This is a genomic window from Alphaproteobacteria bacterium US3C007 (genome assembly GCA_034423775.1).
GTDB classification, from domain to species: Bacteria; Pseudomonadota; Alphaproteobacteria; order Rhodobacterales; family Rhodobacteraceae; genus Thalassovivens; species Thalassovivens spotae.
Genome location: CP139918.1, coordinates 1,735,442 through 1,759,528, shown reverse-complemented (window position 1 = coordinate 1,759,528; position 24,087 = coordinate 1,735,442). Strand labels below are relative to the sequence as shown.

19 protein-coding genes are annotated in these 24,087 nt (G+C 53.3%); 6 read left to right on the top strand and 13 right to left on the bottom strand.

All coding sequences use genetic code 11. The features are described 5' to 3' along the window. Nucleotides 1-116: 116 nt before the first annotated feature. The 4 genes from UM181_08450 to UM181_08435 are packed head-to-tail and all read right to left on the bottom strand — an operon-like array spanning nt 117 to nt 6,791. A complete protein-coding gene (locus tag UM181_08450) occupies nt 117-2,165 on the bottom strand; it encodes a hypothetical protein (protein ID WQC64626.1) in 2,049 nt (682 codons plus the stop codon). Continuing rightward, entirely contained in the window at nt 2,162-4,906 is a 2,745-nt protein-coding gene (locus UM181_08445) for a DUF4159 domain-containing protein (GenBank protein ID WQC64625.1), read from the bottom strand. The genes UM181_08450 and UM181_08445 overlap by 4 nt, the downstream gene beginning before the upstream one ends. Further along, complete coding sequence (locus tag UM181_08440) at nt 4,906-5,787, bottom strand: DUF58 domain-containing protein (protein ID WQC64624.1); 882 nt, start codon at nt 5,785-5,787, stop codon at nt 4,906-4,908. The genes UM181_08445 and UM181_08440 overlap by 1 nt, the downstream gene beginning before the upstream one ends. Further along, complete coding sequence (locus UM181_08435; protein ID WQC64623.1) at nt 5,784-6,791, bottom strand: MoxR family ATPase; 1,008 nt, start codon at nt 6,789-6,791, stop codon at nt 5,784-5,786. The genes UM181_08440 and UM181_08435 overlap by 4 nt, the downstream gene beginning before the upstream one ends. A gap of 70 nt (nt 6,792-6,861) precedes the next feature. Between UM181_08435 and UM181_08430 the strand changes: the two genes are divergently transcribed. Beyond that, the gene (locus tag UM181_08430; protein WQC64622.1) at nt 6,862-7,452 is read left to right on the top strand and encodes a DUF1285 domain-containing protein; all 591 of its coding nucleotides are present in this window, start codon (nt 6,862-6,864) and stop codon (nt 7,450-7,452) included. 747 nt (nt 7,453-8,199) lie between these two features. Here UM181_08430 and UM181_08425 read toward each other — a convergent pair. The 5 genes from UM181_08425 to UM181_08405 form a co-directional block, all read right to left on the bottom strand. Continuing rightward, a complete protein-coding gene (locus UM181_08425; GenBank protein ID WQC64621.1) occupies nt 8,200-9,051 on the bottom strand; it encodes an MBL fold metallo-hydrolase in 852 nt (283 codons plus the stop codon). A 136-nt stretch (nt 9,052-9,187) separates the two neighbouring features. Then, nucleotides 9,188-10,165, bottom strand: a complete 978-nt coding sequence (locus UM181_08420; protein WQC64620.1) for a membrane dipeptidase — start codon at nt 10,163-10,165, stop codon at nt 9,188-9,190. After that, nucleotides 10,162-11,613, bottom strand: a complete 1,452-nt coding sequence (locus UM181_08415; GenBank protein WQC64619.1) for an aldehyde dehydrogenase family protein — start codon at nt 11,611-11,613, stop codon at nt 10,162-10,164. Before UM181_08415 ends, UM181_08420 begins: the two co-directional genes overlap by 4 nt. A 30-nt stretch (nt 11,614-11,643) precedes the next feature. Beyond that, on the bottom strand, nt 11,644-14,436 hold the full coding sequence (gene polA / locus UM181_08410; protein ID WQC64618.1) for a DNA polymerase I: 2,793 nt from the start codon (nt 14,434-14,436) through the stop codon (nt 11,644-11,646). Between the two features lie 570 nt (nt 14,437-15,006). After that, nucleotides 15,007-15,192 (bottom strand): zinc-finger domain-containing protein, encoded by a 186-nt coding sequence (locus tag UM181_08405; protein ID WQC64617.1) that lies wholly within the window; start codon nt 15,190-15,192, stop codon nt 15,007-15,009. A gap of 70 nt (nt 15,193-15,262) precedes the next feature. Between UM181_08405 and UM181_08400 the strand changes: the two genes are divergently transcribed. Then, nucleotides 15,263-16,198, top strand: a complete 936-nt coding sequence (locus tag UM181_08400) for an ABC transporter ATP-binding protein (GenBank protein ID WQC64616.1) — start codon at nt 15,263-15,265, stop codon at nt 16,196-16,198. Nucleotides 16,199-16,215: 17 nt separating this feature from the next. Here the strand turns inward: UM181_08400 and UM181_08395 are convergent, their stop codons facing one another. After that, entirely contained in the window at nt 16,216-16,593 is a 378-nt protein-coding gene (locus UM181_08395; protein ID WQC64615.1) for a histidine triad nucleotide-binding protein, read from the bottom strand. A 227-nt stretch (nt 16,594-16,820) separates the two neighbouring features. Between UM181_08395 and UM181_08390 the strand changes: the two genes are divergently transcribed. Then, nucleotides 16,821-17,627 (top strand): sulfotransferase family 2 domain-containing protein, encoded by an 807-nt coding sequence (locus UM181_08390; GenBank protein ID WQC64614.1) that lies wholly within the window; start codon nt 16,821-16,823, stop codon nt 17,625-17,627. A 2-nt stretch (nt 17,628-17,629) separates the two neighbouring features. On the opposite strand, the gene UM181_08385 is transcribed toward UM181_08390, so the two are convergent. Together UM181_08385 and nth are read right to left on the bottom strand one after the other, a co-directional pair. Then, entirely contained in the window at nt 17,630-18,619 is a 990-nt protein-coding gene (locus UM181_08385) for an adenosine kinase (GenBank protein WQC64613.1), read from the bottom strand. Between the two features lie 19 nt (nt 18,620-18,638). Further along, a complete protein-coding gene (gene nth / locus UM181_08380) occupies nt 18,639-19,283 on the bottom strand; it encodes an endonuclease III (GenBank protein ID WQC64612.1) in 645 nt (214 codons plus the stop codon). Between the two features lie 123 nt (nt 19,284-19,406). Between nth and UM181_08375 the strand changes: the two genes are divergently transcribed. Next, entirely contained in the window at nt 19,407-20,264 is an 858-nt protein-coding gene (locus tag UM181_08375; GenBank protein ID WQC64611.1) for a bifunctional helix-turn-helix domain-containing protein/methylated-DNA--[protein]-cysteine S-methyltransferase, read from the top strand. A gap of 57 nt (nt 20,265-20,321) precedes the next feature. Here the strand turns inward: UM181_08375 and UM181_08370 are convergent, their stop codons facing one another. Continuing rightward, complete coding sequence (locus UM181_08370) at nt 20,322-21,494, bottom strand: thiolase family protein (GenBank protein WQC64610.1); 1,173 nt, start codon at nt 21,492-21,494, stop codon at nt 20,322-20,324. A gap of 85 nt (nt 21,495-21,579) precedes the next feature. Here UM181_08370 and UM181_08365 point away from each other — a divergent pair, with 85 nt between their 5' ends. After that, a complete protein-coding gene (locus UM181_08365; GenBank protein ID WQC64609.1) occupies nt 21,580-21,945 on the top strand; it encodes an STAS domain-containing protein in 366 nt (121 codons plus the stop codon). Between the two features lie 525 nt (nt 21,946-22,470). Further along, nucleotides 22,471-24,048, top strand: coding sequence for a gamma-glutamyltransferase (ggt, locus tag UM181_08360; protein ID WQC64608.1), 1,578 nt, complete (start codon nt 22,471-22,473; stop codon nt 24,046-24,048). The last annotated feature ends 39 nt before the right edge of the window (nt 24,049-24,087 follow it).

Genomic DNA, 24,087 nt, shown 5'->3' with positions numbered 1-24,087 from the left:
TCTGCTGATGGTTTACGAGGCTGCGTAAAGATACCAGCACCAGAATAACATTGAGATCCGGTGCTTGCTGCGGCATGCAACAGGTCAGTGGTAAACGCAGAGACACCATAAAAGGGCTATACGCGTTTTCTGCCCTCGCGCAGCCAGGCCAGCACCCCAATTAAAGATACCAAAAACGCCGCCAGCCAGCCCGGAACCAACGAAAACTGACTCAATTGAACATTTTCGTAAGCCTGTCGGGGCGTAATCCCAAGCCACCCGCGCCCAGCCGCAGCGCGCCCTATATTCACGGCTCTTACGCGCGGCAGACCCTCCTGCAGCCAAAAGACGCCCCCCGAACTTTCTTGTATGATTGGCATCATCAGGCTGGCGGTGCTGAGCGGGTTTTCAAACTCTTTTGGGGTGGCACTGCCAATCGCAAAAGCGCGCGTGAGCGCTCCATCCGACATCTTAAAAAGCCCTGTTTGGGTATTTTTATAAAGGCCTTGAAACTGACCCGGCGCGCGTTCTTCTAAGAGAAGTTTTTGCGAAATTCCAGACGGCGCAACAACCTCAACCGGATCTACTACGGCGTTTAAACTGCGTCGGGTGATCAAAACACCCTCCTCCATTTGCTCTGCACGCAGCGCCTCCTCTTCCAATTCTGGCTCACTCATCAGCCAATGCGCCAAGCGGCGCAGCAATTCTTGTTGCGGCCCTCCCCCTTCGAAATTACGATCCCACAGCCAGGCGTGATCAGAGGCCAATAAGGCCACGCGCCCGGCTTTAAACCGGTTTAATGTCAAAAGTGGCAGGTCTTGGACGCCCTTTAAAATCACATCGCCTTCGAGCGGCAGCAATTCAATCTGGCGCATCCAACGCCCCCAATCGCCAGTCTCTGGTAATTGCGCGGTCACCGGGTGGCGCTGCCCAAATTCGGTTAAAGCCGGCAAAAACCCGTTTTCAATTACCTGCGCGGTGGGTGCCCCCGGAAGAATCGGCTGCAGGGGAGATCGAAACAACGAATTGGCCGAGGCATATTCAGGCCCGGCCGCCACCAAAACAGCGCCGCCATCGCCGACATAGCGCACAATGTTTTGCAAATAGGCCGGTGGCAGGATACCGCGCCGCTTGTAACGATCAAAAATAATCAAATCAAAATCATCAATTTTTTCCAAGAAGAGCTGGCGGGTTGGAAAGGCGATTAAGGATAATTCATCAACCGGTACACCATCTTGTTTTTCCGGCGGGCGCAGAATTGTAAAATGTACCAAATCCACTGAGCTGTCCGATTTCAATAGGTTGCGCCATGTGCGCGTGCCCGGATGCGGCTCGCCCGAGACCAGCAAAACCCGCAATCGCTCGCGCACGCCGTTCACGGACAGCATCGCTGCATTGTTGCTTTCACTGACTTCCCCCGCCAAGGGCTCTACGCGAAATTCAAAAATATTTTCACCGCCATGCAGGGCCGATAATTCCACATCAACTTCGGTTCCGACCGGCAGGTTAAACTGCGTTGGCGGCGCACCATCCACCGAAATGAAAACATCTGCGCGCGGATCGGCCCGGGTTACAGCCCCGCTCTCTTCAATTTTCAACGTCACCGTGACCGGCTCACCCAAAATCGCAAATGCCGGAGCATTTTTAATCTCTAACTTGCGGTCAAACTCATCCTTTTCGCCCGTGAGCAGCAAGTGAAAAGGCGCTGGGAAGGAAAATCCGGGCAGCGGGCGATCATGCACTTGCCCATCAGACAAGGCGATCACCGCAGCGATTTGGCCCGCGGGTTCTTGCGCCAAGGCTTCGCGCAACGCAGCAAACAGCGCAGTGCCCTCTTCTTTGCGATCCTCTATAGAAATTTTACGCACCTCAGCGCCGAATTGGCGTTGAAGCGTCTGCTCTAAAACCGTTTCGGCCGCCTCTAAGCGCGCAATGCGGCCAGCCAAACGGTTCGAAGCCGTTTGATCCTTTAAAAGCAGCACAATATCGGGTTTCAGAATTCGTTCCTCGCGGAGCAATTGCGGGTTTAGCAAAGCCCCGAGCAAAAGCAAAAACGCAGCCATACGCCACGCCCAGCCCCGCAATCCCCGCAGCAAACCAAGCCCAGCCGCCAGCGCGCAGATCACCAACAGGCCAATCCAAACCGGCAGTGGCAATAAAGGATCAAGGAAAACGCTATAGCTCATTGCCCAAGCCGCTCAAGCAATGCAGGAACATGCACCTGGTCGGATTTGTAATTTCCGGTCAACACATGCATCAGCAGATTAATGCCAAAGCGAAACGCGATTTCGCGCTGTCTTTCCCCGATATATCCGCGGCCCACGGGGTATAGGGCGCGCCCCTGCCTATCGACCGCCCAGGCCGCGGCCCAATCATTGCTGCCAATCAATATCGGGGTCACCCCGTCATTGCGCACTTGAAAGGGCAAGCCGCTTTCACCAGCGTCACTCGCCATGCTTTGTGCCACCCAAAGCGGGCCATTTCGAAACCGGCCGGGAAAATCCTGCAATAGATAAAAACTGCGCGTCAGCACATGCCCCTCTGGCACCGGCTCAAGCGCAGGCACATCCAAGATGCGCGCGAGGCGCCGCAACACTTGGTTTTCGCGGCTTTGGCTTGTGATCTGGCCAAGATCGGCATCGCGCGTATCGATAAACAGCACACCGCCCGTTTGCATAAATCCGTTCAATTTATCAGCCGCTTTAGCGCTCAGCGCTGGCTGATCGGGACTGATCAACCAGTATAAAATCGGGAAAAGCGCCAGTTCATCCTCGTCCAAATTCACGCCCCGCGGTTGCCCTGGCTCAACCGATGTGCGCTCTCCCATGCGGCGCGATAGCCCATCCAGGGCTTGAAAAGCCAAAAGATCCAGCTTTGAATCCCCTGTTATGACATGCCCCAACGTCACCGTTGAGCTGGCCGCTGTGACATCACTTGGCAGCCTGTTTTGGGCATGAACGGTGGTTGGATTATGAGCCAAAGTGGCGGTGGCCAAAATCGCCCCCGCGATTATGGTGCGGCCACTCAGCGCCAAACTGGCCAAAACATCCACCGCCAGAGCAATAAGAGCCAAGCTTAAAAACCACCCGCTGAGCTCGCGTGTCTGTTGCGTGACATCTAGTTTTTGTACCCAGTCCGGCCAGATCATGGGCGCCAAATCTGCAGATTTTGGCTCAAGATTGTGAGACGCCAGCTGCCCCTTAAATTCATACAAGCCTGGCGGGCTAAGCGCTCCAAAGCGCCGCTGCTGTAACTGCTCGGCCTCAATTCCTGGCAGGTAATCCGCATCCATTATTTCACCAAAGCCATCCAGAACCTGAACTGGACTCCACACCGTCCCAGCCGCCAACGGCACCTCATCCTGCCAGCCCCGCGCCGCGTTCAGCCGGTTAAGCATATCCAAGAATAAACCACTTAAGGGTAAGTTGCTCCAGTCTGTATTGGCGGTGATATGCCAGAACACGATCTGCCCCGAACCAGCTTCTTTGCGGGTGATCAGTGGCGTTCCGTCTTGCAACCGGGCGAGAACACGCGCGGCCAAATCTGGGCTGGGTTGCGCCAAAACCTGGGCCCTCACACGAATATCAGGGGGCAGGGTCAAGCCGGAAAACGGGCCATCAAGCGCAAAGGGCTCAATTGCTTTAGGTTGTTCCCAACTCATTGCGCCGCCAAGCCGACGCCCGCCTTGCCGCAACACGACTGGCAGCAAAGGATCTTCGCGCAAGGCCGCTGGATTTGCAGCCGCCAATCTTGGGCCCGCAAACCGCACCAATGTCCCCCCAGCTTTCACCCAATCCAGCAGCGGTTCAGGATCGGCCAAAGGCAGCATATCGGCCCAAATGATAAGATCAGGATTGGCCAGCAAAACCTGCTCTAACGCCCCAGTGATGAAGGCCACTTTTGGCGCCAACGCCTTTTGAACAAAATGCAGCGGATCTAAAAGGTCCAAGCTTTCGGCGCTTGCCGGCCCGCCAAATAAGGCCACTTCGGCGCGCTTAATTTGATTGCCCAACAAATAAAGCGCCGCCGCATGATCTTGCCCCTCAATCTCAAACCTTTCAAGCCGTGATAAAACTTCTGCTGGCGCTTTAAACTTTACCTCCTGATCTGTTTCGCCAGCGATCAGATTAAGTGTTTCGCGCAGCAAAACCGTTCTTGTTCCTGCAGGATCGCGGCCAATTCCCAAAATACGTACCGAGCGATTTGATCCATGCGCGCTGCGGCGCAGGCTTAGAGACACCTGCCCTGCCGCGTATTGCAACTCGCCCAGCGTCAAAATTTCAGTCTGTGCAGAGATCAAACGCACCCTGCCTGCCGCGCGCAACCGCTGCAGGATATCTTGACGAGCGCCGTCATAATCTAAACCATCCGAGAGCCAAAGCGTGTCAAATTTTAGGCCTCTTAACGCCTCTAGCTGCGCGTTCACCTGCGTCCATCGCGGGGCATAGGGGCGCGGCTGTAGCGTTTCGATTTCTTGCACCACCGCTTGCGCGCTTTGAAATGCAATCGGGTTTGGAGCGGTTGCCAGAATCACGCCAACCCGTTGCCCCGCCCGCGCAGCTTTGCGCAAATCGGCCTTTAACATATCCCGTTGAAACTGGAACTCAGGTGCTGCGGCCCATGCGCCATCCACCACGATCAAAAGGTCTGGGCCGCGATCAAGCTGCGTTTGCGGGTTGAGAATCGGACCTGCAAACCCAATCAAAACCGCCGCAATTGCCAGGCTGCGCAAAACAAGCAGCCACCAAGGCGCATGCGCGCTGGTTTGGGTTTCATCTTCCAACCCCAGCAACAAACCCACCGCCGGAAACAGCCTTTGCACAGGTGCGGGCGGCAGAGCCCGCAACAAGATCCAAAGAAGCGGCAGAAGCAGCAGCCCCCAAAGCACCCAGGGGGCGTTGAACGCGATGGCGCTCCAGCCCAGCATCAGCCGCGGCGCCCCTCTTGGCCAAGCGCTTTATGCAATTGTAAAAGGGCCGATATTGGGTTTGCATTGCTGACATAGTCGATCAACTGCCAGCCTGCGTCTTTTGCTAAATTTGCCAATCCATCGCGCCGCGCCGCCAAGCGCTGTAAATATTGCGCGCGCAAATCTGCCGCCTGTAAACTGTCATGCTGCAGGCGTTTAAGCGGGCTTTGAAAAACAGCCCGCCCGCGATAAGGAAACTCAACCTCTGCGGGGTCTAAAACCTGCAATATCACGCCATTAATTCCGGCATCAACGGCTTTGCTCAACGCCAGTTTTAACGGATCCAAATCTCCCAGAAAATCTGAGATGAACAGCGCGCGGGCATTCGGTAGGAAAACCGGTTCCAGAGCTGTGGTATATTCTTCAAGGCCAGGTTTTAAAAACGCATCCGCCAATCTGAAAATCTGTTTACGGCCACGCGCTGGGGGCAAACCTGTGGTCGCCAAACCCACTTTTTCACCGGCTTTCTCAGCTGCAATCGCCAGCGCCAAAGCCAAAACCCCCGCCTGCTGAAATTTTGAGGGGGTCGTTTGAGATGAAAATTGCATCGAGCGGGCGCTATCCACCCAGATCTGAAGCGATTGCGCGGTTCTCCATTCTTGCTGGCGCACAAAATACCCGTCACTTTTGCCCGAGCGGCGGTGATCAATTGCCCGCAGCGTATCCTGCTGCGGTTGATAGGGCCGATATTGCCAGAAATCCTCACCGACACCCGACCGGCGGCGGCCATGCCCGCCCATCAGCGCGTTTTGCGCCAAGCGGTCTGCGGCCAAAAGCAACGCCCCTAATGGGTCCGCCAATTGCCCCGCATTGCCATGAAGAGAGGCTGCTAAACTCATGCCGCAGCGCGCGCGTGGTCAAGCTGATCTGCAATACGGCGAATAAGATCCGACAAATCCACCCCATTGGCCTGCGCCGAATAGCGCAACGCCATGCGATGCGCCAAAACGGGAACAGCCAATGCCAGAACATCCTGCACCGAGGGCGATAAGCGGCCGTTCAAAAGCGCCCAGGCGCGCGCAGAAAGCATTAAAGATTGCGCCGCGCGCGGCCCCGGGCCCCACGCAACCGTATCGCATAGCTCTTTTGACGCCGACGCATCCTCGGGGCGACAGGCGCGCACCAAATCAAGGATAAAGTTAACCACGCTGTTTCCTATTGGCATTTGCCGAACCACCCTTTGCGCCGCCATCAACCGTGCCGGATCAAACACCTGCTCAACCCGCACCTGCCCCACACCGGTGGTTTCAAGCAAAATCTCGCGCTCGGTCTCGCGATCTGGATAATCCAAAGTGATTTGTAGCAAAAACCGGTCCAGCTGCGCCTCTGGCAACGGATAAGTTCCTTCTTGTTCAATTGGGTTTTGAGTGGCCAAAACGTGAAATGGCTGCGGCAGCGGGCGCGTTTGCCCGGCGATCGACACTTGCCCTTCTTGCATCGCTTGCAGCAAGGCAGATTGCGTGCGCGGGCTGGCGCGATTGATCTCATCTGCCATTAAAAGCTGGCTGAAAATCGGCCCCTCAATAAACTTAAATTGCCGCGCCCCATCGGGCTTCGTTTCCAATATTTCAGACCCTAAAATATCAGCCGGCATCAGATCAGGTGTAAATTGCACGCGTTGGGTGTGCAGCCCCAGCACGTGCCCTAACGTGTTCACGAGCAGGGTTTTTCCCAGCCCAGGCACCCCAACCAACAATCCATGCCCCCCCGATAACAGCGCGGTCAGGCTTAGATCTATAACCGATTTCTGACCGATGAATTTCTTAGCAATTTCGGCCTTCATCCGGGCCAAATCTGCCGTTAGATCTTCTATCTGATCCGCAATATCCTGTGACGAAGACATGGCTTTTTCCCCTTTGACAAATATATAGGTGTTATTGAGTGTATTGCGACAAAACAAAATGGCAAAACCAATGAGTGCAGAAAAAATACCATCGCCCAGTGCTGAAGGGCTGGCGCAGGCTGCAAGAGCCGCCAGCGACGGGCGCAAATTGCCGCCTGTCCACTTGTGGAATCCGCCATTTTGCGGGGATCTGGATATGCGCATCGCCCGCGACGGCACCTGGTTTTATCAGGGCACGCCCATCGGCCGCTTCGAGCTGGTGCGGCTATTTTCATCCATCCTGCGCAAGGACGGAGATAGCTACGTCTTGGTTACCCCGGTTGAGAAAGTGGGAATCACCGTCGATGACGCCCCCTTTGTGGCTGTCGATTTTGAAAATATCGGCACCCCAGATAGGCCCGTTTTGTGCTTTGAAACGCATGTTGGTGATTTTTCGCAAGCCGGGCGGGAAAACCCCATTCGCGTTGAAAAGCACCCAGAAACTGGCGAGCCCGCGCCCTATATTCATATCCGAGCCGGGCTAGAGGCTTTGATCGATCGCAAAAGCTTTTACCGCTTGGTCGAGCGGGGCGAACAAGCCGAGCATCAGGGCCAAACTTGGTATGGCATTTATTCCGATGGGGTGTTTTTTCCGATTATTCTAGCAGATGAGCTCAATTAACTTAGCTGGCTGCAAACCGGCGCTATTTTCACAAGGGCCTTTGGGTAGATCGTTAACCTTTTAAGACGCAGGCGAACAGATTTTATGCGTCGATTGGCACCACGTCGAACTCAACAAAATCGTTCCAGCGTTCAAACCAAAGATCCTACAAAACAGGGCTCTGCGTCTCCATCAACTAATAGCAGATCAACAAATCTTTATTTGGCCAAGAATTCAAATAATAAAGCCCATTTGGGAGCGATCAGCCCTGCCTTTGAAACCTTTCATGGGCTGCGTCCCAACACCCCGCTTTAAACCGCTCTATCACCATATATTTTTGCATGACCACGCCTAAAACCCCCATATCTGCCGGTTCTTCCAGCCTGCCCTATGGCGGGTAAAGGCCCGGCTTGCGAAAAGAAAGATCCGCTATTTTAACGCAGCGCTCTCAGTCACCTGAGATCATAGCGCAGCGGCTTGATCCAGCTCCGCTTGCCGGTGGTGTTTTTGTAGATTTTAAGCCGAATTATAAATTTCCCAAAAGGCTTACAAATGTTGGACCCGGTGATTAAACCTTAGCCCACTGAGAGAGATCTTGCTAAAATTTTATGTTTGTAAACTTATTCCCTTATTAGGATGTCAGACGAACAAACCTAAACTCAACCCTAAAACACACTGAAAGACTGTGGCGGCGCATAATATAAAACCGCTGGTAATACGCGATAAACTCCGTCTAAAACATAAGTCGAAAGACACGCGAGCAAGTGTTTAAAACGCGATCCGCAGCCCATCATGACCCAGATAAAACGGACCATCCCATATCGGGCGAATGGCGGCCAGCCACTCAGCTTCGCCAAAATCTGGATCATCCGACGGGATAAGGTGGTTCAACGCCAAGGCTTTTACGTTGGCAGCCACCGCAATCTTTGCAGCCTCTGCCGCCGTGCTATGCGCAGCATAAAAATGCGCCCGCAAGCGTTCATCACCATTGCCAACCCGGGTCAGCAACGCCTCAATCGCTGCTTCCAGCATTGCCTCATGCACCAAAAGATCAGCCCCTTGCGCGAACCCGGCCAGATCCGGAAAATACGCCGTATCGCCGCTAAACACGACATGCGAACGCGCCGTTTTAAACGATAAGGCAAACGTGTCCACCAATGGCGGGTGGATATTGCGCAAGGCCGAAACCTGAATATCGCCCAGTTGCACCACATCTGGTGTATCGATCACATGAAAACGCACCAGCCGGCGCAAATCCGGGCGCCCTTCATCCGCGATACGCAGATCGATATCCGCCTGCATCGAGGTCAGAAACCCTGCCCAATAGGCATCAAGCCCGGCAGGTCCGTATATCTGCACAATCTTAGTGAGCCCGGCGGTCCAAGCCGTGTGCAACAAAGGGCCCAGTTCTAAATAATGATCCGAATGCAAATGCGTGATAAAAATATGACGAATATCTTTCAACGCCAAGCCTTGATCAATCAAGCCCCGAGCCACGCCCAAACCGCAATCTATGACAATCGGGCAGCCCTCTAAGTGCAAAAGATGCGCGGTGGGCATTGTAGAGCCGGGGCGGATTGCAGGGCCACCTTTGGTGCCAAGTAACGCCAGATAATTCAAAGCAAAGCCCCCTCGTTTACATCCCCGCATTTGCGTTTCTTCGCCATCCAACCGCTTTACCAGATGACTTATCCGCCAATTTTAAAACGACTGCACAAAAAACAGCGTGCAAATGGGCTCTGTTGCAAATCAGAAACTACGCTTTAGCGCCAAAATTTTCCTGATAAAACCGATACCAGTTCTCTCCCATAATGCCCGCCACTTCCAACTCTGACATGCCTATTTTGCGCAGACCTTCGGCGATATTTCCAAAATCACGATTGTCTTGAAACCAGCTTGGCATTGGAGGAAATCCCGGCGCGCTGGCAGAGCCTTCGCCATAATCAATCGCTTTGCTCCAGCGGCCTACGCGCATCCATTCCACCACGCGATCGGGTTGATCTTGGCACAGATCAGAGCCAAGCCCCAAATGCTGCGCCCCATAGCGCGCAGCCGCCTCGGCGATCATCTGACAAAAGCTTTCAAGCGTGCAGGCCGATTTATCTTTTAAATGATGCGGATAAAGTGAAAATCCGATCATGCCGCCCGCTTCGGTAACGGCTTTGATCACCTCGGGGCGTTTATTACGCAAGGCGGGCTGCCACTCATAGGGGTTGGCATGGGTGATGGTGATCGGGCGCGTTGAAATCTCGGCCGCCTCAATGGTTGAGCGATCCGCAGAATGACTCATATCCACCACCAGACCAACGCGATTCATTTCGCCAATAACCTGCCGTCCCATGCGGGTAATACCGGGGTCTTCTGCCTCATAACACCCTGTGGCCAGCAGCGATTGGTTATTATAACTCAGCTGCATGAACCGCGCGCCCAAACTATGCACAATTTCCACAAGCCCGATATCATCTTCAATCGGGCTAGGGTTTTGAAACCCGAAAAAAATAGCCGTGCGATTGCTCGCACGGGCACGATCGACATCTTCAGCAGTCAAGCCTTTCATGATTAAATCGGGATAGGTCTCAAACCAACGGTTCCATTGCTCAAAATTCAAAACCGTTTCGCGGAAATTCTCATGATAGGCAATCGTGACATGCACCGCATCAACGCCGCCCGCCTGCATTTGGCGAAAAATCTTTTCCGACCAATTTGCGTATTGCAGGTTATCAATGATCCTCATGCAGGCATACCCGAGGAAATATAGGCCGTTTTCACCGCCGTATAAAATTCAGCCGCATAACTGCCCTGTTCGCGCGGCCCGTAAGAGCTTTCCCCTCTACCGCCGAATGGCACATGATAATCGGTGCCTGCAGTGGGCAGGTTTACCATCACGCAGCCGGTTTTGGCATTGCGCCTAAAATGCGTGGCCCGCGCCAAATTGGTGGTAACAATACCAGAGGTCAACCCGAAGCGCGTATCATTGACCACGCTCAGCGCTTCGTCATAGCTGTCCACTTTGATCACCGCCGCCAGCGGGGCAAACAGCTCTTCGCGGTTGATCTGCATGGCATTGGTGCTGTTGATGAACAGCCCGGGGGACATGTAAAACCCCTCGCTCGCGCGTTCAACTTGCTGCCCGCCGCAGACCAATTCGGCGCCTTCCGATAGGCCCAACGCCACGTTAGCAAGGTTTTCCTGCAATTGCTGGGCGCTCACCACGGGCCCGATTTGAGTGCCAGCCTCAAGCGCGTGACCCACCACCATCGCCTGGGCACCTGCAATCATTTTTTCAACAAACGCATCGTGAATTCGCGCATGCACCACCAAACGCGAGGACGCAGTGCATTTTTGGCCGGATCCCCCATAGGCCCCGCCCAGCGCCAAAGAAACGGCCAAATCAAGATCCGCATCCTCCATCACCGCCAGCGCATTTTTTGATCCCATCTCCATCTGCACTTTGGTCAGGTTTTGCACTGCCGCCGCTGCAATACCTTTGCCCACAGGTACCGAGCCGGTAAAGGATATTGCGTTTACTTTCGGGCTTTCCACCAAGGCCTGCCCGATGCTGCCCCCGGCGCCCATGACAAGGCTGAACAAGCCCTTTGGAATATCTTGGCGGGAAATAATCTCGGTCAGCGCCACCGCCGAAGCAGGGGTCAAATTCGCTGGTTTCCAAATCACAGCATTGCCATAGGCCAACGCCGGAGCGATTTTCCAAGAAGCGGTTGCGGTTGGAAAATTCCACGGCGAAATGATCGCCACCACCCCAACAGCCTCGCGGCGTACGTCAATTTCAATGCCCTCGCGCACCGACTCTGCCGTCTCGCCCATTTGGCGCAGGGTTTCTGCTGCATAATAAGTGAAGAACTGCCCGGCGCGGTACACTTCGCCCTTGCCTTCGGCGACGGGTTTACCCTCTTCGCGCGACAGTAACGTGCCAAGCTCTTGGGCGCGCGCCATCATTTCGGTGCCAATCGCCATCAGCACGTTATATTTGCGCTCGATCCCATAGGCCGCCCATTCGCGCTGCGCCTGCTGCGCTTGCGCCAAGCTTGCATCCAATTGATCTGGCGATGCCTGCGCGAACAAGCCGATTAAATCCGAAACATCAGACGGGCTTCGATTTTCAATTTCACTGCTGCCAGCAACCCAGTCTCCGGCGATAAAATTTTTATTTAACTCTGACATTCTTATCCCCTTTACGGATCACTTTTTGCTTTAATGCGCCTCAGCCCAATGCGCCCCTTGCCCCGCGTCAACGATCAACGGAACGTCCAGCTTCACGATCGGATCTGCGGCGTTTTCCATAACCCCTCGCGCAGCATCAATCAATTGATCCACCGCGTGGCGTTCCACTTCGAATAGCAGTTCATCATGCACTTGCAAAAGCATCTTCGCCGGCAAATCAGCGATCGAATGCGGCATTCGGATCATCGCTCGGCGGATAATATCCGCCGCGGTGCCCTGGATCGGCGCGTTGATCGCCGCGCGCTTGGCAAAGCCTGCGGTTGGACCTTTGGCATTGATCTCAGGCGTATGGATGACACGGCCAAACAGGGTTTCCACGCGGTTATTGGCTTTGGCGAAGGCAACCGTATCGTCCATATATTCTTTGATCCCCGGAAACCGTTCAAAATAGCGATCGATAAACCCTTGTGCCTCGCTGCGCGGAATACGCAAATTGCGCGCCAGCCCAAAGCCTGAAATACCATATATAACGCCAAAATTAATTGCTTTGGCTTGCCGACGAATATCCGGCGTCATCTCGTCCAATGGCACATCAAACATTTCCGAAGCCGTCAGAGCGTGGATATCTTGCCCCTCACGAAAAGCTTGCTTCAGACTATCAATGCCCGCGACATGCGCCAGAATGCGCAATTCGATTTGGCTGTAATCCAGGCTCACCAAAACCTTGCCCTCTTCGGGAATAAAGGCTTCGCGAATGCGTCGACCATCCTCACTGCGCACCGGGATATTCTGCAAATTCGGGTCGGTAGAGGCCAAACGACCGGTATTGGCCCCAGCGATTGAGTAAGAGGTATGCACGCGGCCCGTTTCGGGGTGGATATGATCTTGCAGCGCATCGGTATAGGTGGATTTGAGCTTGCTCAATTGACGCCAATCCAGCACGCGCTTGGGCAAGTCATGTATGGTGGCCAAATCTTCCAAAATATCCGCTCCAGTGGCGTAAGCCCCCGTTTTACCTTTCTTGCCCCCCTCATAGCCCAGCTTGTCAAACATAATCTCGCCCAGTTGCTTTGGACTGCCCACATTAAAGCTTTCCCCCGCCATATCGTGAATTTCAGCCTCAAGACCCGCCATTTTCTGTGCAAAGGCGTTGGACATGCGAGACAGCGTATCGCGATCCACTTTGATCCCGGTCATCTCCATCTGGGCCAAAACTGGTATCAAAGGCCGCTCAAGCCCCTCATAAACGCGAGTCACTTTCTGAAGATGCAATTTGGGCTTCAAAAGCTGCCAAAGGCGCAGCGTGATATCAGCGTCCTCAGCAGCATAGGGTGTGGCCTCTTCAATCGGCACAAGATCAAAGGTAACCGCTGATTTCCCACTTCCCAAAAGTGGTTTGATCGGAATAGGCGTGTGGTCCAAATAGCGCTGCGATAGACTGTCCATGCCGTGATTATGCAAGCCCGCATGCAGTGCATAGGATAACAGCATGGTATCGTCGATCGGCGCGATGCGAATGCCCTGCCGCTCAAGAATTTTGGCATCATATTTCATATTTTGGCCAATTTTCAGGATCGCCGGATCTTCCAAGATGGGTTGCAAAAGCCCAATCACCTGATCCATCTTCATTTGGCCCGCAGCTAATTTTGATGATCCGAATAAATCATCGCTGCTGCCTTCTTTATGCGATATCGGAATATAACAGGCCTCACCCGGCGCGACCGCCAAAGAAATCCCCACCAGCTCAGCGCGCATTTCATCCAGAGACGTGGTTTCCGTATCGATGGCCACATAGCCACGCTGGCGGATTTTATCGATCCACGCGTGCAAAGATGCAAGATCATGTAGCGCGCAATAAGCGCTACGATCAAAGGCCGGCTGTTCGATAAGCGCGGGCGTTTCAAGCGCAGCGGCGGTGGCAATTTGGGGCGGTTCCGCGCCCAGCTTGCTGGCGATACGCGCCGTTAATGTGCGAAATTCCATTTCCGCCAGAAAACCCAATAGGGTTTCGGGCTCGGGCGCGCGCACTTCTAAATCCTCCAGCGTGAAGTCTAGCGGCGTGGCGCAATCCAGCTCGACCAATTGACGTGATAGGCGAATTTGCGCGGCATGATCGATCAAGGTTGCGCGGCGTTTGGGCTGTTTGATCTCTTCAGCCCGCTCTAACAGCGTTTCAAGATCCCCATATTCATTGATCAAAAGCGCGGCTGTTTTCACCCCAATACCTGGCGCGCCGGGAATATTATCCACGCTATCTCCGGCCAAAGCCTGCACATCCACAACCCGCTCGGGGAAAACACCAAATTTTTCGAACACGCCATCGCGGTCAATATGGCGGTTTTTCATCGCATCAAACATATCAACGCCGCCCCCAACAAGCTGCATAAGGTCTTTGTCTGAGCTGATAATCGTCACCCGTCCACCTGCATCGCGCGCCTGAACCGATAAGGTTGCGATGATATCATCGGCCTCATAGCCTTCGACCTCTTCGCAGGCGATATTGAACGCGCGCGTTGCAGCGCGCGTCAGGGGCATTTGCGGGCGCAGATCTTCGGGCATTTCATCGCGATTGGCTTTATATTGATCATAAAGATCATTGCGAAACGTATGGCTGCCTTTGTCAAAAATCACCGCAACATGGGTGGGCGCATCGGGGCCAGTATTGCTTTCGACATAGCGCTGCAGCATGTTGCAAAACCCGCTCACCGCGCCCACAGGCAATCCATCTGAATTGCGGGTTAAAGGTGGCAAAGCGTGATAGGCGCGAAAGATGAAAGCCGAGCCATCGATCAAGTGCAAATGGTGCCCTTTGCCAAAATTCATGCTGGGTTTTCCTTTTTGAACAAATATTTTTACAAGAGGATTACATGAGCAAAGGCAGCTTGACCATCATCTTTGTGATCCTTTCAACATTGCTGCCCACTATGCCTTCGCGCAGATGAACAACCGCGCAGGCCCACCGGATAGCAGAGGCAAACCTGCAAGCCAGGGCGGGGCGCCGCAAACGAGAACCTTCGCACTATTTTATCCGCACCCCCAGTGGCAAAGCCAAAACGACCGGCTTCCTTCGCGCCGCTCGTGGACGCAAATATATTGCAGATTTGAAACAATGAAGTTGCATTTTGGGCTGGTCGGCTTTGCCCGTGATAATGCCCGGCGCGGGCCAGCCTCAGTTTGTTTGGTTTGCAAAAGCCTGCGCCATTGCCTTTTGGGCATGGTCGCTTGCAGGATGGCGCTGTCGCACAATTTGGAAGCGGGTAAAACCAAGCGGAATTTCTTTGAAAAACATGTCTGGCGTTAAAAACACCAAAGACGCAGAACGCGCGCCGCGCTTCTTTTGGAGTGATCCCTCAGCCCCCACCTTCGCGACCGCTGGGCGGCCAACGGCGCACCTTAACCCAGCACCGCCTCTGCAAAATCGCGATGTATAATTTTACAATCGCAATAGGGGCACTCTACCCATCCGGTTTCTTTTGGTATCTGCAGCCAAACACGCGGATGGCCAAGCGCCCCTCCACCGCCATCACAGGCGATGCGAAACTGATCTACCACTCTGGTTTCTGGTGCGTCTGTTGTCATTTCCCATTCCCTTTTTTTCGCGCTTAGGCTACCTGCCTTATGAGCGATCAGGGAACAAAGGGTCAAGAGCATGTTACCACATACAGCAGTGGAAATTTCTGGGCTGTCAAAAATTTATAACGCTTATAAGAGCCAACCTGCTCGGCAAGCCCTCTATGATTTAGACTTATCAATCCCGGCGGGATCCGTTTTCGGGTTGCTGGGCCCGAACGGAGCGGGCAAGTCGACCTTAATCAACATTCTGGCCGGTCTTGTGCGGAAAACCACGGGACAGGTAAAAATTTGGGGGTTTGACCAAGACAGGAACCCAAGGCAATCACGCGCGGCGATCGGCGTTATGCCCCAAGAGCTGAACCTTGATCCTTTTTTTACGCCGCGCGCCGCGTTGGATGTGCAAGCCGGACTTTACGGAATTCCAAAATCGCAACGTCGTAGCGAAGACATTCTTGCAATGGTCGGCCTTAGCGAAAAAGCCGATGCCTATTCGCGGTCTTTATCCGGTGGTATGCGCCGGCGCCTACTTTTGGCAAAAGCCTTGGTGCATAGCCCGCAAATATTGGTTCTGGATGAACCCACAGCCGGCGTTGATATCGAATTGCGGCAAACGCTTTGGGACAATGTTCGCCGGTTGAACCAAGAAACCGGCATGACGATCATTCTAACCACGCATTATTTGGAAGAAGCCGAAAAAATGTGTGATCAGATTGCAATTATGAACCATGGAAAATTGATCGTACAAGACAGCACCCCAAATCTGCTGGCGCAGCTTGATGGAAAAACCATGCATATTCAGCCTGAAGAGCCGGTTCAAACGCTTCCAACCCACCCGGATATGACCAGTAGCCTGAATAAGGATGGGTCTTTGAATATTCGCTACAGCGCCACGAAAACCTCAGCCGAAGAGGTGTTTCAAATGCTACGCCAAAATCAAATCGCCATTCGCGATGTCAAAACCTCGCAAGCCGATCTTGAAGACGTATTTTTAGAGTTGACCAAATCGGCTTAAACAAGAATATTTTCAGCCTAAACCGTTGAAAGCATCCGTCCCAAGCCACGCCCGCCCAAAATATGCAGATGCAAATGCGGCACTTCCTGCACCCCGTCTGCACCGGCGTTGGAGATCGCCCGAAAGCCACCGCCGCTTGGCACATCCACCCCCATTTGCTTGCACACCGCTGCAATGGCGCGCGTGAAATCAACGATCTCATCGGCGCTGGCCGCCGCGGAAAAATGATCAAAACTCACATAGGGGCCTTTGGGAATAATCAGCACATGCACCGGTGCTTGGGGCTGAATATCTTCAAACGCCAAGCTATGCTCGGTCTCCAACACCGTCTTGTTTGGGATTTCACCCCTTAAAATTTTTGCAAAAATATTATCCGGATCGTATGTATAGCCCATTTCACCCCCATGGCTTCACTCTCAAACTCTGGGCAAATCCTAACAGGATGCGCAAAAGCGCAAAAGCGTTAAACGGGCTCTTTCAAAGAAAAACCCGGCAGGCTCGGGGGGCTACAACAAAAAATATCGCGCGCAGCTTAAACTATGCTAGCCTGTTGCTATAATTTTTTGAGCCACCGTTTAATTTTTATATTGAGATTTTAGAGATGGATTTACCAGGGCTTTGGATGCCGAAAAGCGAAACAGTTTTATACCGCTCGCTGCCCAAATGCGCCTGTTCCAGCATCGGGCAATTGTTATATTTTTCGGACCATGGTCACTTTTTCAAGGGTGAATTTCACAATCTGAAAACCGGTCTTCATAAATGGGATTTTGACACCAGCCGCAAAATATTGATGGCGCATGTGACGGCGCGAACAACCTTCACATTCAGCTGCGTTAGAAATCCCTATGCGCGCATCGTTTCCGCGTTTTTAGACAAAATTTGTAGCCCGCAGCATGATGGTATGTTTTACAGTCACAAGATCCATGAGATCTTAAGCCAAGCCTATGGTCTTGATCCAAATATGATAGAGCCTGCATTTTATGGCGATCCCGAGGCGCGGATCAACGCCTTTCGTCGCTTCTTAGTCTTTGTTCACGATTGTGCCCGCAGTGATAGCATGGCCCAGCTGGATATTCACTGGCGTCCAATGGCCGCGCAACTTGGTGATTTTATTCGGCAAGGCGGGCGTTTTGATAAAATAATCTGGGTTGAGTATTTTGATCATGGCATGGATTATATTTTTGATCACCTTTCACCAAACCACCGGCCGCAACACGTATCACACACCCAGTTTAACAAGGTAACGAACAGCTCAAACCTCCCGTTAGAGGCCTATTTTGATCAAACAGCCCTTTTCCTGATGGAAGGTATTTACCAGCAGGATTTTGAGCTTTTTGGTTATCGATTAAACGATCCCAAAAACGCAAATCCAGAGCGCGAAATACATTTGGACAACCTGCATACCGCCCTCTTGGAAAACCCGGGGTAAGCTTACAACAGCGCTGCCGCCTCAAACAAACCGCGCACCGAGGTTTCAGGCCGAGCGCCAATATGGCGAATAACCTCGCCCGCCGCGATGCATCCCATTTTACAACAAATCTCAATGGGCTGTTTGGTCACCAAGCCATATAAAAATCCAGCAGCGAATTGATCGCCCGCGCCCGTCGCATCCACCGGGGTGATTTCGTCAACCGGCACGTCCACGCGCGCCCCCTTGGCGATCACGCTCACGCCCTCACCGCCTCTGGTGCAGACCACCAATTCGCAAATCTCTGCGGTTTTCGCCAGCGCCGTTTCAAGATCATCGGTTTCAAACAAAGATTTAATTTCAGCGTCATTGCCGATCACGTAATCCAACTCATGCTCAATCAAATTCAGAAAATCCGCGCGGTGCCGTTCAACGCAGAAGGGATCGGAAATCGCGATTCCGGCCTTGCCACCGGCTGAACGGCAAGCCCGCGACAGCTCGACAAAGGCTTGTTTGCCCTTATCCTTATCGAATAGATAACCTTCCAAGAATACATATTCAGCCTCTTTTGCCACGCTGCTCGAGACATCTTCGGGGCCCAGCTCCGCCGAAATTCCCAAATAGGTGTTCATCGAGCGTTCCCCATCGGCAGAGGTGAAGATCATCGAACGTGAGGTTGGTAAATGCGCATCCTGAACTGGCGGGTTCACAAAATGGGTTCCACCTTCCTGCATGGCTTGCGCGTAAAACTGCCCCAGCGCATCGTCTCTGACGCGCCCCACAAACGCCGTTTCAAGGCCCAGTGCGCCCAAACCTGCCAACGTATTCGCAACCGCGCCGCCCGCCGCTTGAACGCGGTTTTCCATTGCATCATACAGCGCTTCCGCGCGCTCTTTTTCGATCAGTTGCATGATGCCTTTTTCAATGCCCATCCGCTGAAGAAACGTATCACTTGATTGGCTGATCACATCAACCACGGCATTACCAATACCCACAACTTTGTATTTTTTCACAAAAACTGCTCCTTCAGCATTATAGATCTTTATCTTCATAGGCGCATAGGTCGCGGATCAAACAGGTTGCGCATAAGGGTTTACGTGCTTTGCAATGATACCGGCCGTGTAAAATCATCCAATGATGCGCGTGCAATTGGAAATCAGCGGGAATATGATCTTCCACCGCCCGCTCGACATCCTCAACGGTTTTCCCAGGCGCAATTTTTGTTCGATTTCCGACTCGGAATATATGCGTATCAACGGCCTGCGCCGGATGCCGCCACCACATGTTTAAAACCACATTCGCCGTTTTACGCCCGACGCCCGGCAAAGATTGCAGGGCCGCACGTGAATTGGGCACCTCGCCGTCATACTCCTCAACCAATATCCGGCTCAGTTTGATCACATTCTTGGCCTTATTGCGATAGAGGCCAATGGTTTTGATATGCTCAATCAGCCCCGCCTCCCCCAATTCCAGCATTTTCTGCGGCGTGTCAGCAATTTTAAACAATGCCCGCGTGGCTTTGTTGACGCCCGCATCGGTGGATTGCGCGCTCAGCGCCACAGCGACCACAAGCGTGTAGACATTTACATGATCAAGCTCGCCCACAGGCGCGGCATCAGCCGCTTGAAACCGCTGAAAAATTTTCCGAATGGTTTTATAATCAAGCTGCTTTACCATATCGAAGGCATATGCCGTTTTCTCGCCCGGCTCACAAGAGCTTTGCGGCATTTTAAGCAAGAAACGGGTCGCTTTCAGGCCCGAAGATTTCTACTCTGAGGGCACATAGTGACAAGGTGCCGCATGAATAAAGAGTCTACAGCCTATTCGTATCGCGTGATAGAACGGGCGTTAACCGAAATAGACGCGGCTGATCACCCGTTGAACCTGACGGAATTGGCGCGCCGGCTGCAATTAAGCCCAGCGCATTTTCAGCGATTATTTTCAGAATGGGTGGGAGTTTCGCCCAAGAAGTATCAGGAATATCTAACGCTGGAACATTCCAAACACTTGCTGGCAACGCGTCACAATCTACTGGAAACCAGCCTCATAACAGGATTATCAGGCACCAGCCGGTTGCACGATCTTTTTATCCGCTGGGAAGCCATGACCCCGGGCGAATTTGCTGCAGCCGGCGCCACTTTGGAGATTACTTATGGTTGGACTGAATCTCCGTTTGGTGAGACGTTGGTGATGCGCACAAACCGGGGAGTCTGCGGCCTTGCATTCGCCGCTGATATTGGTCGAGAGGCTGCATTTCAGGATATGGCCACGCGCTGGCCAATGGCTGCTCTAAGGCCAGAACAAACGGGGCTTTCAAGCGCAGTTGAGAATCTGTTCAAACCCAAAAGCAGCGCCAAGCTGCACTTAATCGGGGCCCCGTTTCAAATCAAAGTGTGGCAGGCGCTGCTGCAGATCCCCTCGGGGCATGTTTCAACTTATTCCGATATTGCTCGCGCGATCCAAGCCCCCAAAGCCGTTCGGGCGGTTGGCACCGCGGTCGGCCGCAATCCGATAAGCTGGTTGATCCCCTGCCATCGGGCGCTGCGCAAAACAGGTGCTTTGGGCGGATATCATTGGGGCTTGCCAGTCAAACGCGCGCTTCTGGCCTATGAAGCCGCCCGCCAAGACAGCGCCGACCGTAGCCAGCTGCCTTCATAAAGACCCATTTAAAAAGGCGACTGCCTGTGAACAGCCCGTAAGCACAGCCCTGGCAGGTTATGGCCGCTCAAGTGCAATGGCAGTGCCCTCGCCGCCGCCGATACACACAGCAGCAATGCCCCGCTTCACATCACGCCGCTCCATTGCATGCAGCAACGTCACAATAATCCGCGCGCCTGAAGCCCCAATTGGGTGTCCTAGCGCACAGGCTCCACCATGAACGTTGATGATATCGCCAGAAATATCCAGCTCGTTCATGAAGGCCATTGGAACAACAGCAAAGGCTTCATTGACCTCCCATAAATCTACATCTTCCACCCGCCAGTTCAAACGGTCTAATAATTTACGCGTTGCAAAAATTGGCGCGGTCGAAAACCATGCAGGCTCTTGCGCGTGGCTGGCATGGCCCAAAATGCGCGCGCGGCAAGGCAGACCCGCCTGCTGCATATGCGTCTGGCTTGATACAATCAGGGCTGCGGCCCCATCAGAAATAGAAGAGGCATTCGCCGCGGTCACACTGCCATCTGCCCGAAAAGCGGGTTTCAGATGCGGAATTTTTTCCGGCTTTGCGTTTAAAGGCTGTTCATCCTGCATCACAGCATCATTGCCTTTTTTACGCGCCAAATTGAATGGGGTGATTTCTTTCTCAAAGGCCCCGGAGCTTTGAGCCTCACGCGCCCGTATCAGCGAGCGCAACGCATAATCATCCTGCGCTTCTCGCGTGAATTGGTATTTTTCGGCGCAATCTTCAGCAAAACTGCCCATCAAGCGGCCATTCTCATACGCATCCTCTAGCCCATCTAAAAACATATGATCTGCCACTTGGCTATGCCCCAAACGGGCCCCGCTGCGCATCTTGGGCAATAGATAGGGGGCGTTTGACATGCTCTCCATCCCGCCAACCGCCATCACCTGTGTTTGGCCAAGCGCGATCTGGTCAAAGCCGATCATCGTTGCCTTCATCCCCGAACCACACATTTTGTTCAACGTTGTTGCAGGCACCTGCGCGCCAAGGCCGGCGTGAAAACTGGCTTGTCGCGCCGGCGCTTGCCCCTGCCCCGCGCCAAGCACATTGCCCATCACAACCTCATCGACCGAACTCAGAGAAGTTTGCTGTAAAGCCGCCTCTATCGCCGCCCCCCCCAGCCTTGCTGCGGGCACAGCATCAAACGCCCCTTGAAACCCACCAATTGGCGTTCTGGCCGCGCCGCATATCACCACGTTTTCCATCAACTCTCTCGCTTTTTTTTCAGGCATACAAAAAAGTAACCTTTGCCGTCTAGTGTAACCACAGCGCATAACACAGAAGTCAGCGATGCAACTTAAAATTATTGATCAGCCCGGGTGCCTTTATCTCAAAGTGCAGGCAGAGCGGATTGATGCCGCCGCTGCGATTCAATTTAAGGACCTGATGCGCCGGGCGCTTACGCCAAGCCTGCAGCAAAAGATCATCGATTTAGAGCAGGTAAATTTTATTGATTCTACGGGGCTTGGCGCGCTTATCAGCCTACAAAAAGCACAGCAAAACGCATCAAAACTTACCATTTGCAGCCTACACCCACAGGTGGCCAAAGTCTTCAAACTGACCCGTATGGACGAGGTCTTCGATATTTATGCCACCGCTGAAGCCGCGCTGAAGGCGGCCAGTGCGGCGCCCGCTTTCAAGGCAGATGAGGATTGAATATCCGCATCAACTTTTCCTTTGATCAAACGCAAGGGTTTTGGCCGGTCCGGGATATATTAGAAAGAATGGCCGAAGAGGTGGGCGCAGCGCAAGGCGCGGCATTTGCATTTTTCCCGATATCGTTGGTCGTCGCAGAGGTTTTAAACAACAGCATTCAACATGGCGTAAATTTTAAAAGCTCCGGTCAACTCAGGGTGCGGCATCTCAGCTGTCAAAACTGCATTGAAATCATACTGATCGATACAGGTTGCGCGTATCCCCCCCCAAAAATGCCCTCGGGCACAGACCCGCTGAACCCCTCTGAAAGCGGATATGGATGGATGATCATCCTCCAACTTTGTACAAGGATCCAGTATCGTCATAAAAGCGGGCGAAACCTTTTGCGCCTCTGCCTACCCATCAACGCGCCTTAAGCATAAAGGCCCCATCTGCGACATCGCCGCACCCAAATAGCGCGGTTTCATGTTGTTTTAAAAGCCAAGCACGTTAAGTAATGTTATGAATCTACAACAAGGTGACCTCATGCGCGATTTCCATTTTCCCGGTCGTTCCGCAGTTTACGCAGAAAACGGCATGTGTGCGACATCACATCCTTTGGCTGCGAAAACCGCGCTCGAGATATTGCAGCGTGGCGGCAATGCCATGGATGCGGCGATTGCAGGGGCCGTCTTGCTGGGGCTTTGCGAGCCCCAGATGACGGGGCTTGGCGGAGATTGTTTTGTTCTCTTTTCTCCCGCAGGCAGCGATGAGATTCGCGCAATGAACGGATCGGGAAAATCACCGCAGGCGCTGCAAGCCCAATTGCTACGCGACCAAGGTCATAAGGTGATCCCGCAGCGCGGCGTGGAGGCGATAACCATTCCCGGCGCCGTGGATGCCTTTTGTACGTTGAGTAATGATTGGGGCAAACTTGGCCTTGATGCGCTGCTGGCGCCAAGCATTCACTATGCTGAAGCGGGCATTCCCGTCGCCCCGCGGGTTGCCTATGATTGGGCCGGCAGCGTAGATGTGCTGCAAGGCAGCGCTAAAGCAGATTACTTACTCTCGGGAAAAGCACCTCAAGCAGGGCAAAAAATTGCCTTCCCAAAACAAGCTGAAGTTTTACGCGCGATCGCAAAAAATGGCCGCAGCGGCTTTTATGACGGCGCCGTTGCAGAGGATATCTTAAACACGTTGACCGCGCTTGGTGGGGTACATTCCAAAGAAGATTTCAGCGACCAAATCGCGTTTTACACGGATCCGATTTCGGGCCACTATCAGGGAATGGACTTGGTTGAGCATCCACCCAATGGTCAGGGCGCCACAGCCATTTTGCTGTTAAACATATTATCACATTTTGATTTGGCCGCTCTGGCGCCCTTCAGCGCGGAGCGCGCGCATATCGAAGCCGAGGCCACCAAATTGGCCTATGATGCGCGCAACCGCTTTATTGCGGATGCGCGGATGACCGATGCCACCGCGCATTTGCTCGCACCAGAAACCGCGGAAAAACTGGCTGCTTTAATCGATCCTAATGCCGTAATTCAAGATGTGACAGCGATCAGCGAGACGGTTCATAAAGACACTGTCTACATTACAGTTGTTGATAAAGACCGAATGTCGGTTTCGTTGATCTACTCAATCTTCAACACATTTGGTTCTGGCATTTCGAGCGATAAATTCGGGATTTTGATGCATAATCGTGGAGCAGGATTTAACCTTATTCCCGGGCATCCCAATGAATTGCGGGGCGGGCACCGCCCGATGCATACCATCATCCCCGGCATGCTGTGCAAAGGTGGAAAGCCTGTGATGCCCTTTGGCGTTATGGGGGGGCAATATCAAGCGAATGGCCATGCCCGCGTTTTGACGAATATGCTCGATTACGGTATGGCGCCGCAGGAGGCACTAGACGCACCGCGCAGCTTTGCTGAATTGGGCCATTTGAAAGTTGAGCGCAGCTATGATCCAAAAGAGGTGCAAAAACTAGCAGATATTGGCCATAAAATCGAGCAGGATATTGAACCAATCGGCGGCGCTCAGGCGATTATGATGCATGAAAACGGTGTGCTAGAGGGCGCCTCGGATCCTAGAAAAGATGGCTGCGCACTGGGTTACTAACGCTCAGGCTGATCCTGCGGGGGGCGCCGCATGCTAGCC